Annotated in this window: 6 protein-coding genes; all 6 read left to right on the plus strand. The window is 41.8% G+C overall.

The window, feature by feature from the left end; all coding sequences use genetic code 11:
- The first annotated feature begins 86 nt into the window (after window positions 1-86).
- The 6 genes from IIC38_18630 (at window position 87) to IIC38_18655 (ending at window position 9,188) form a co-directional block, all read left to right on the plus strand.
- Window positions 87-1,373, plus strand: coding sequence for a Gfo/Idh/MocA family oxidoreductase (locus IIC38_18630; GenBank protein MCH8127943.1), 1,287 nt, complete (start codon window positions 87-89; stop codon window positions 1,371-1,373).
- A 60-nt stretch (window positions 1,374-1,433) separates the two neighbouring features.
- Window positions 1,434-3,545 carry a sodium:solute symporter family protein gene (locus IIC38_18635; protein MCH8127944.1) on the plus strand — a complete coding sequence of 704 codons (2,112 nt, stop codon included), beginning with the start codon at window positions 1,434-1,436 and terminating at the stop codon, window positions 3,543-3,545.
- 164 nt (window positions 3,546-3,709) lie between these two features.
- A complete protein-coding gene (locus IIC38_18640; GenBank protein ID MCH8127945.1) occupies window positions 3,710-6,016 on the plus strand; it encodes a hypothetical protein in 2,307 nt (768 codons plus the stop codon).
- A 376-nt stretch (window positions 6,017-6,392) separates the two neighbouring features.
- Entirely contained in the window at window positions 6,393-7,151 is a 759-nt protein-coding gene (locus tag IIC38_18645; protein MCH8127946.1) for a (Fe-S)-binding protein, read from the plus strand.
- Window positions 7,151-8,551 (plus strand): iron-sulfur cluster-binding protein, encoded by a 1,401-nt coding sequence (locus IIC38_18650; GenBank protein MCH8127947.1) that lies wholly within the window; start codon window positions 7,151-7,153, stop codon window positions 8,549-8,551. The genes IIC38_18645 and IIC38_18650 overlap by 1 nt, the downstream gene beginning before the upstream one ends.
- Window positions 8,541-9,188 (plus strand): LUD domain-containing protein, encoded by a 648-nt coding sequence (locus IIC38_18655; GenBank protein ID MCH8127948.1) that lies wholly within the window; start codon window positions 8,541-8,543, stop codon window positions 9,186-9,188. Before IIC38_18650 ends, IIC38_18655 begins: the two co-directional genes overlap by 11 nt.
- The last annotated feature ends 270 nt before the right edge of the window (window positions 9,189-9,458 follow it).

Here is a 9,458-nt window from a genome sequence, read left to right on the forward strand (position 1 = left end):
TAATTTCGAAATCATAAACAAAAAACTTGACTCAAAATCAAAGTTGTTTTTCTGATAAAACATTTAATATCGGGTATGAGTATTATATGAATCCATTGCGGTTTGTTGTGGTGGGTGTTGGGGGCTATGGCTTATTCCATTTAGAAGCGATTACATGGCTAGAGGAACAAGGTTTAGCTAATTTGGTTGGTTTGGTTGCACTCCATCGAGATCAAGCTAAATATTCTGAACTGATCAAATCTCTAAAACAAAGAAACGTAGTTATTTATTCAGATATTGATGAATTCTTTTCAAGCGGATGTAAATACACAGACATTCTTACTGTCCCTATTGGAATTCACATGCATGTCCCGGTTAGTAAAGCGGCACTGCAAGCGGGTATTCATGTGTATTGTGAGAAACCATTGGCAGCTACCGTGCAGGAGGTGGACCAGCTTATTTCTGTCCAAAGAAAAAGTGATCGAAAGATTGCCATTGGGTTTCAACACATAACCAGCTATTCGATACAGCAACTGAAAGATAGAATTTGTGACGGTCGTTTGGGAAAAGTAAAAGAGATTTCTGTGATGTGTGGTTGGCCGCGGAGCAGCCAATACTATTCAAGAAACGATTGGACGGGAAAGTTGCGTTTAGGCGATAATTGGATTCTTGACAGTCCGGCAAATAGCGGCCATGCACATTATTTACTCAATATGCTATATTTATGCTCCTCTGAACCCAATAAAGCCGCAACTCCTACAAAGGTTCGTGCTGAATTGTACCGGGCAAACCACATCCCAAGTCCTGACCTGGCCCAACTTTATTTTGAGACAGAAGAAGGGTGTAAAGGGAGTGCTATTTTTAGCCATAGCAACTTTCATGTAATCGAGCCACTGATGCGGATTGTCTGTGAAAATGGCGACGTAGAATGGGAAACGGACAATGGCAAAACCACAATCAAGTATCAAAATGGCAAAGAGGAGGAATTTGATAATGCAACTCATGATCATTGGCGCTTTGACGGATTTAAAAATTTGGTTCAGTCGATTCATCAAAATACAAATCCGGTTTGTACTCCTGAAATAGCGAGATGCCACACAGTGACAATCAATGCTATGCATGAAAGTTGCCCAAAAATCGTTCAAATTCAGGAAGATGATATTGTTGTGGTAGAAGATTGGGAAGTGTTTCCGCCAAATTCTAAAGGAACTTTTCGTAAAGTTAAGAATATGGATGAATATTTGTATGAAGCATTTAATAGAAAATGTTTTTTAAGTGAATTGGGAATTCCATGGGCAACATCTGAACATAGCCAGGTTTTTGAACTTAAGGACTACACCTGTTTTCCGGAAAATAATTTACAAGCACCCAGAGCGGAGTCGAAGGGTGATTAATCTTTTGAAAACAATACCTTGGACAGGATTTTTTATCTTTATAAATAAGAGGAAATCCAAATGCAAATATTAGGACTTCATATTATCGATGTCCTTTTGATACTCCTTTATTTTGTCGCCATGATTTGGATCGGCAAGCGATTACGCGTTAGGATGAAGAATACCGAAGATTACTTTCTTGCCGGCCGGAAAATGGGCCGTATGTACCAGTTCTTCTTAAATTTTGGCGCTTCCACCGACGCCAGCCAGGCGGCAGCAGTCTCTCGTGAAATATACCGCCAGGGTATCGCCGGCATGTGGATTCAATATATTGTTTTATTCCTCACACCATTCTATTGGTTCACAGCCATGTTGTTTCGGCGCTCACGACTCATGACTATTGGTGATTTTTTCACAGAACGTTTCGAAAGCAAATCCCTGGGAGCGGCATTTGCATTGTTTACTATTGTAACGACTCTCATCGGAAGTGGGGTGGGTTTTATGGTTGCTGCTAAGACTTTTATTGCATTAACTCCAAAACCTGTGAATGAATTTACCACCGAAGAACGGTTGAGCGTGGAGCAATATAATGAATTCCGTGGGCTGAAGCAGCAGTATGGTGCAGGAAATCTTGCTGAAGAGGATCGGGATCGATTCGAAGAGTTAAACAGCCTGGACAGCCAGGGCAAATTGCATGCTTTTATTTCTTATGTCAAACCAGTCTATTTTTATTTTATTTATGGTGGCCTTGTTTGTATTTATGTGGTACTTGGTGGATTTGCAGCAGCTGCCATAACGGACATAATTCAAGGAGTTTTGATAGTCCTCTTTTCCTCCATACTAATTCCCTTCGGACTTATGGCCATCGGCGGATTTAAAGGATTGCATGCCTCTGTACCGGAACATATGTTTTGGTTGTTTGGCGCAGAAGCATTGAGTGAGTACGCCTGGTATACCATTGGCGCCATGGCTTTTGCTAACCTGGTTTCGATTGTTGCGGTTGCAGGGAATATGCAGGTAAGCGGTTCTGCAGTGAATGAAAGCAGCGCTCGATTTGGGATGATCGGTGGAATGATGTTTAAGCGCTTTATCATGATATTTTGGGCAATGGCAGGTTTGCTCGCGATTGGCCTTTATTCCGGCCAGTTGAACGATCCCGATCTTATCTGGGGTTACATGACTAAACAATTGTTAGGTCCGGGGTTTATCGGAATTATGATGATAGGCGTATTGGCTGCAAATATGTCATCCCTCGATGTACAATCGGTTTCACTTTCAGCACTTTTTGTGAATCAAGTATATAAACCTTTAACCGGCCAAAAGGATGAAAAGCACTATATCAATATTGGACGTATTGTTGTTGTGATAACAATTTTTGGCGGGATAGGGATGGCTCTTTATATCTCGAATTTGCTGGAGCTATTTAAATATTTTATCTCGTTGCCTGCCATTTTCGGTGCACCCATATGGCTTGGGTTTGTCTGGAGAAGGCTCAGTAAATCTGCTGTTGCCGTACAGATAGCTATTTCATTCCTAATCATCGCAATCATTCCGAATCTCTTTCAATCCTGGAACACCGCCAGAACTTATGAGCCCTTTCTAAAACAAACTCTCGAGCGTCAATTAGTCTTTGTGACAAAAGCTTTGAGTCCGGATGTCGAACAAGGTCTTGCAGCTCAAGTAGGTGAGGAAATATCGAAAGTAAGAATGATACCTTCATACCCTGTTTATTTTAATCGAATTGCTCGTGAAAATCCTGATGATCCGAATTCCCGGTTGATTGGCTTTGGACGTTTCAATGCAGAATTGTGGATTTTGAGTCTGGTGGGAATCGATTTTAGTGGTTTTAGCAAAGCCCAGCTGGTTGCTGTTCGCTTTCTTTTCGATGGCCTATTTCCATTTATTTTGCTTATAATCCTGAGCTATTTTACCAGGCCGGCCAGCAAAAAACGGTTGGATTATTTTTTTGCGAAGATTCATACCCCGGTTCAAGGTACTCCGGAAGAGGATATCATTACAATTAAAGAGAATGCAAAAAATATTTCGAAGTTTGATTCAAGAAAACTGTTTCCACGAACCCAATGGGAATTTCACAAACCACAAAAGATGGACTATATCGGATTCTTTGGCACCTGGGTTTTAGTAGGGATCATACTTGTTTTATTGTGGCTGATGGTCAACGTAGGCGCTTAGTTGGAGATCAAAAAGTATAAGACAGGATTTACATGATGAACATCAATTCATAAGTTAGTTTATCAGTTGTGGTGTCATTCAGGAGGCTGCGTCTTGAGCTTGTCGAAGGGAATCTGTTTTGAATATTAGTAAATTGCTGTTCATATAGTACGTAGGAGTTCGTAGTGACAATTGCAGAAGCTTTGCATAAAACCAAAATAATCAGGATACCTTCTAATCCTTTGCCTGTTGAGGAAACCAGCGCAAGTGAAATTCGACATATTTTCAAACTTGAGATTAAATTACATGACTTCCATTTTAACCAATCGGGAGTTTTCAAAATGGCTGTTGCGGGGAATGCTGATTTCCCAATCGACCAAATTCAAGAGTATGCTCCAGAAGAAAAACAGTGGGGCTACTTCAGGATAGATTTGGATGGGTCAGGTGAATTGATCGTGTCGCATCCGTCATTGTTGTATGCCTATACTACCCGTTTGCTTGAAGAATGGCTGAATCAGCCGGTTTCTTCTTTTGAAGAGGGAACATATTTCCAGACTGCCTTTCGCTGGCATCGCCCGCTGTTTGATTATCTATTGACCCAAACCTGGCGAACAGCCCGAAATTTTGATGCCGGGGAGCACATCAAAGAATTGGCCAGATCAGGCTATACACATTTAGAAGTAAATGGCTTGGCCTCACCTGAGCCGCTTGAAGATTCCGTTCCCGGTGAATTCTATTCTCAATTTTATTCTTATTGTTTGGCGTTGGATCAATATGTTTGTAGTGACTTGAACAAAGGTATTTATCCTGAAGACTATTTAGCCGCCAACTTAAACCTGTTGAAGGAATATGCACAGCTTGGTCGTAAGTATGGCCTGGAGCCCGGAATCCTCTGTTTTGAACCGAGAACCGTTCCGGAAAAACTTCTGCAAAAATATCCAACTTTGCGAGGCGCCCGGGTGGACCATCCTTTTCGCAGCCGGTTACCGCGCTACACACTCACGATTGCCCATCCTCTTGTCCAAAATCATTACAAAGAAATGATCAGGAAATTATTGCGGGAAGTTCCTGAATTAGCATACATGAGTATCTGGAGTAATGACAGTGGAGCAGGATTTGAGTATACCAGTTCACTCTATGTCGGAAGAAATGGCGGTCCTTATTTGATTCGTGAATGGCGCAACCATGAACAGATCGCAGAGGCTGCGGGGAAAAATATTGTGCAATTTATGAAAATTTTACGGGATGCTGCATCTGAGATCAACCCAAATTTCCATGTATCGCTGCGCCTGGAGCCGTTTAAGGATGAACATGATGTGATTATAGACCATCTCGAAGATCGACTGGATATTGAAGTTCCATCATTACTGGTGCGCGGTTACGACTTACCTTATCGCCATGACAAATATCCTGATATTTCGGGAGTGGCGGGCAGTATCCAGCATATTCATATGGATAATCAAGAGCGGGAATTGATCAGGAAACATCAGGCAAAAGGTGTGAATTCGCATTTAATCTATTCTCATGGCAATGGCTATAATTTTGAACCATTGTTGGGTATTCCGTTTCCATGGCTGCTCCATCAAAAAATGGTGGCAATGCTGGAGAGTGGGGTGGAATATGCCGCAAATCTTGGCGGATTTACACCATCCCGGTTTGCTCCGTATCATATCAACCAGGAAGTATCCAGGGCATTTATGTTGGATTCCGAAATTGACATTGATGAATTCATTTGGGAAAAGGCAAAGTATTGGGTGGGAGAATCAAAAGCCGATTTTCTTGTCGATATTTGGCGTCAGGCGGAAGAAGCGATTCGCTGGCTTCCGCCATTGCCATTATATTCGCATTTTGGTTTTGTCTGGCTGCGCGTCTGGGTACGCCCAATTGTTCCGAACCTACATGCTGTTCCCGAACAGGATAGAAAATATTATGAAAACTTTATGGTGAGCTCAGCTAACAATACCAACCTGGTGGATTTGGGTCGGGATGTCTTGTTCGATCTGATCACACAAGAATATGGCGAAAAATTTGTCCAGCGTGTTGATGAGAATGTTATCGGTAAACTTAACGAAGCAATCGGCTTGGCGGAAAAAGTAGCAGGAAACTCTTCATTGTCGGACAATTCTCGCCAGGTTTTTATCGATCAAGGAGATCGACTTTGTGCCTTGAAATGTTGGGTTGCTACATTACGAAGTGTAGCTGCATGGGTAACCGGAGTTTATGGTTTCCTGGCTGCTGATTCCAACGAACAAAAAAACACCATGCAAGATTTTCTCCAGGATATGATGACCAGAGAAATCCAAAATACAAAAAACCTGCTGGAATTATGGCAAAACAGCCCAGTACATTTTATGGTGATTTCGAAATCCGGTGAGACCAGCTACATTTATGGTGAGAATTTGGGAGAGTTATTGAATCGGAAAATTGAACTTATGAGCAAATATCGGCATGTCCAACCTAGAATCGATCCTGATATAATGTGGAAAATTTAAGCTTATTATCAAATATTCAGCCATTGGCTTTTAGCTGCTGGCCTTTAGCTTACTCTGATGAGATTGTTTAACATTTTTGTTCTATGTTTTAACCGATCCACAATCACTTAACCATCTTTTGTTGGGATTAAATGCCAATAGCTAACAGCCAAATGCCAATAGCCGAACAATTATAAAAAAGGCTTTAAAAAGATTTATAATATGAACTTGGAGCCTTTGAGCCTTAGCGGCTGAATAGTTACGCTTATTATTAGATTTGTCTTGCTTACACGTATTCAAAAAATAAATTAACACTTGTAGATTTGCTGTATTCCGAATGCAATTACAAAATGACCTGGGAAAACAATATAACCGTAACTTAACCTGCAAATCGTGAATGATGGATCAAAGCTTACCTGACAAAGCTGCAACGGTGCAATTATTTCATACCTGCCTGATCAATGAATTTTATCCCGAGGTTGGCATGGCAGTAGTCCATATTCTCGAACGGCTCGGAATCCGGGTTGAAGTTCCCTTAGATCAAACTTGTTGCGGACAACCTGCTTACAACTCCGGTTTTTTGGAGGAGACTAAGAAAGTGGCGGTCAAAAACCTGGAAGTCCTGTCCAGCACCGAAGGAGCAATCATTATTCCATCAGGTTCCTGTGGCGATATGATCATCCACCAATACCGTATCCTTTTTGCCGAAAACCCAGATCTTCTCAAAAAAGTAGATAAAGTCTCCCGGCGCTGCTATGAGTTTAGCCAATTTTTGGTGGATGTTCTGGGCATCACCGATTTAGGAGCCAGATTGAAGGCAAGGGGAGCATACCATCCGTCTTGTCATCTTTTGCGTGGACTTAAAATTAAAGATCAGCCAAAAATACTGCTTGAAAATATCGCAGAACTTGAGATGGTTGAATTTGAAGATCCGGAAGAATGCTGCGGGTTTGGCGGGATGTTTTCTATTAAGAATCCCGAAATATCCGGTCGAATGATGGACAATAAGATCAGCAACTTGCAAGCAAGCAAAGTCGATATGGTAATCAGTTGCGATATGGGCTGCCTGATGCACCTGGAAGGGGGGCTGCATCGCAAAGGCTCTCAGATTCGAGTGCGCCATCTTGCCCAGGTCCTTGATAGCGGGGTCGATTGATGTCACACTTTTCAGACCGGGTTGACAAAGCTCTTGCGGATGACAATCTTAGTGAAGCGCTTAAAAAGGCGACGTCGCAACTGGTTTCCAGGCGATCGACAGCGTTCTCTTCTCTTGAAGATGCCGAGAATCTGAGGGACATTGCCCGCAATACCAAAATGAAAATCTTACATAATCTAGAAGACAATCTGCTGAAATTTGAGAAAAGTCTACAAAAAAATGGTTCTCATGTCCACTGGGCGAAGGATGCAGAAGAGGCAAATAATGTAGTCATAGAAATTGCCCAAAAACAGGCTGTAAAGAAGATTGTAAAATCCAAGTCCATGTTGTCGGAAGAAATTCACCTGAATACAGCATTGATTAAAGCCGGTATGCAGGTTGTGGAAACGGACCTGGGTGAATACATCGTCCAACTTGCCGGAGATAAGCCATCGCACATCATCGCACCTATCATTCATATGACTCGTGAGGATGTCGGCAATCTCATGCATGACCGGTTATCGGTACCTTTTTCTGACGAGCCGGAAGTACTGACTCGAATTGCCAGGCGAAAGCTCCGCCAGGAATTTCTCGATGCGGATATGGGTATTACCGGAGCGAATTTTGGCGTGGTTGAAACCGGCAGTATTTGTCTTGTCACAAATGAAGGAAACGCCCGCATGGTCACCACGCTGCCTAAAATCCATGTCGTTTTGATCGGAATCGAAAAATTGGTAGCCACGTTTGAGGATCTTAATCGTTTTTTAAAATTATTAGCACGTTCGGCTACCGGACAAAAACTTTCGGTTTATACATCGATCATTCAAGGACCCGGGAAAGGAACTGAAACCGGACCGGAAGAAGTTCATGTTGTGCTTGTAGATAATGGCCGCAGTGGAATGCTTGGTGGAGACTTAGCTGAGAGTCTCGCATGTATTCGATGTGGCGCTTGTCTGAATGTCTGTCCGATCTATAAAAACATTGGCGGCCATGCTTATGGCGATACTTACGCCGGTCCAATTGGATCTATCATCACACCAGGACTCAGGGGATTGGCACAATGGCATGAACTACCTGCAGCCAGTACACTTTGTGGCGCATGTAAAGAAGTATGTCCAATACGAATTGATATTCCCAAAATGCTGTTGAAATTGCGTCAAGTCACGCCGCCAAAGGTCAAAGCTTCAATAAGCTTAAGAATGGCGATAAAATGCTTTGCTGTGATTGCTGGTATCCCAAAAGTATATAAAGGATTTACTGCATTTGGAAGCAGGTTACTGAGATTTCTTGGCTCAAAAAGTTGGCTAACAAATAATATTCCTTTACTTGACCGATGGACTAAAGTTCGTGATTTCAAGACACCGGCAAAAAAATCATTTCAAAGGATGTGGCAAGAGAAGATTGCTAAAGATGGAAAATAAACTTTCAAAATCCAAAGAGGTTATTCTTACGCGTGTTCGAGAATCTCAAGTCTTGGCCCGACTACCGGAAATAATGCCGGAATCGACTGATGGTTTAAAATCTCACCACCAACCAGAATCAGATCTCCTGAATAGTTTACAAAAGGAATTTGATTTGCTCGGTGTGGAGACTTATGTAGAAAAGAATCAGAAAGCTGTATGCAAGCGGCTGCGAAACCTTTTGCAAGACAAATCCGTCCTTAGCTGGAACTTAGACAATTTACCTTATGATGCCGGAACTGTTCTGCAAAGCCGGAATGTTTATTTCGAAAGGGATGATAAAATAATACAAGCAAGTGCAGATATTGGGCTGACAGGCTGCGATGCGGCAATTGCCGAAACCGGCTCTCTTGTGCTTCTTTCAGGAGAAGGGAAACCGCGTACGGCCTCTCTGTTGCCTTTTGAGCATATAGCCCTAATCCGCCAGAGTGACATTTATTTCACGATGAGTGATTTTTTCGATAAGAAAGGAAAAGAGGTAAGCCAGGCTTCCTGCATTGATATCATAACCGGTCCTAGCAGAACGGCAGACATCGAGCTGTCATTGACTCTTGGTGTTCATGGACCAGGGAAGGTTATTGTCGTGATCGGACCATAGGGGTGAAATAAAAAAGTGTTCAGTCAAATTTCTGATAGTCGTAATTTTGTACATACGTTGCTTATTTATTTTTTAAACATCTATTTGTATTAAAGCATAAACTCCACAAACTTCTCACAACTACTTTTCCTTTTCCCTTTTTCCTCATATCTCCTTTTCTTTTTCTTTTTCACTTTTCACTTTTTACTTTTTGTGGGATTTATTTGGAAAACTGTTTCAAAAACTTCTTGACTTTAAGATTAATATATTTATTTATACTGACAAATAAAA

This window comes from candidate division KSB1 bacterium (genome assembly GCA_022566355.1).
Lineage (GTDB): Bacteria > Zhuqueibacterota > JdFR-76 > JdFR-76 > DREG01 > JADFJB01.